The sequence below is a fragment of the Streptomyces alkaliphilus genome (assembly GCF_014141535.1).
In the GTDB taxonomy this organism is placed as follows: Bacteria; Actinomycetota; Actinomycetes; order Streptomycetales; family Streptomycetaceae; genus Streptomyces; species Streptomyces alkaliphilus.
In genome coordinates this window covers 1-980 of record NZ_VKHT01001411.1, presented here as the reverse complement: position 1 = coordinate 980, position 980 = coordinate 1, and the positions used below count along the sequence as shown (strand labels likewise).

Annotated in this window: 2 protein-coding genes; one reads left to right on the top strand and one right to left on the bottom strand. The window is 77.9% G+C overall.

The genetic code is table 11. The features are described 5' to 3' along the window. A partial coding sequence (locus tag FNQ90_RS24800; RefSeq protein ID WP_323380170.1) for a DUF397 domain-containing protein occupies positions 1-231 on the top strand: 231 nt, incomplete at its 5' end. A 45-nt stretch (positions 232-276) separates the two neighbouring features. On the opposite strand, the gene FNQ90_RS24795 is transcribed toward FNQ90_RS24800, so the two are convergent. Next, positions 277-980, bottom strand: a 704-nt coding sequence (locus tag FNQ90_RS24795) for a sirohydrochlorin chelatase (RefSeq protein ID WP_228471585.1), incomplete at its 5' end; no start/stop codon positions are given.

Sequence of the window (980 nt, the reverse complement as noted above, 5' to 3'; positions counted from 1 at the left end):
CAGCCCCGATCGTGCCCTCTCCCCGGAGTGATGCCCATGGCTCCCGAGTTCGTCTTTCGCACCTCCACCCACAGCGGCGGCCGGCCGGACTCCCAGTGCGTCGAGGTGGCCACGAACGTGCCCGGGGCCGTGGCCGTCCGCGACTCCAAGCGACGCGCCTCGGCCCGGCTGCGTCCGACCCCCGAGGCCTGGCGCGCCTTCCTCGATCTCGCCACGGCCGGCCGGCGGTGACCGCCGGCCGGTGAGGCCCGGGACCCCGCCCCCGCCGGGACGGGGTCAGGCGGCGGCGCGGTGGAGGGTGCGGACCGGGAGCGCGGCGGCGGCCCGGTCGAAGCGGTGCAGCAGCAGCCGGGCCAGGGAGGCGTGCGCGCCCAGCGGCTCGGCCACGATCCCCGGCGCCGCCTCCGCGCAGCGCGTGGCGAAGAAGCCGGGGGCGGTGAAGCAGGAGGAGAGCGCGATCTCCCGGTGCCCGTGCGAGCGCAGCAGCTCGACGGCCTCCGCCACGGTCGGCGAGGCCGCCGAGGCGTAGGCCGGGACGACCGGGACGCCGCCGAGCCGGTGGGAGAGCATCGCCGCCGTGGTGCGGGTCCCGGCGGCCGACTCGGGATCGCGGGAGCCGGCCGCCGCCAGCACGACGGCCCCGCCCCGGTACCCGGCCTCCAGCAGTCGCCCGTACAGCGCCTCCACCAGCAGGGGGTGCGGCCCCAGGCAGGCCGCCACGGTCGCGTCGAGGTGGGAGGCGCGGGAGAGCACGGACGGGATGTCGTGCTTGACGTGGTAGCCGCGTCCGAAGAGCAGCGGCACCAGCACGGCCTCACCGCGCAACCGGGCCAGGGTGTCCCCGAGCAGCGGTTCGTCGGTCTCCAGGTGGCCGAGTTCCACACGCAGGGAGCGCCGCACGGCGCGTACCCGGCGCAGGAGGGCCAGGACGCTCTCGCGGGCCCGGGGGTCGGGGGACCCGTGGGCGACGGCGACGAGGG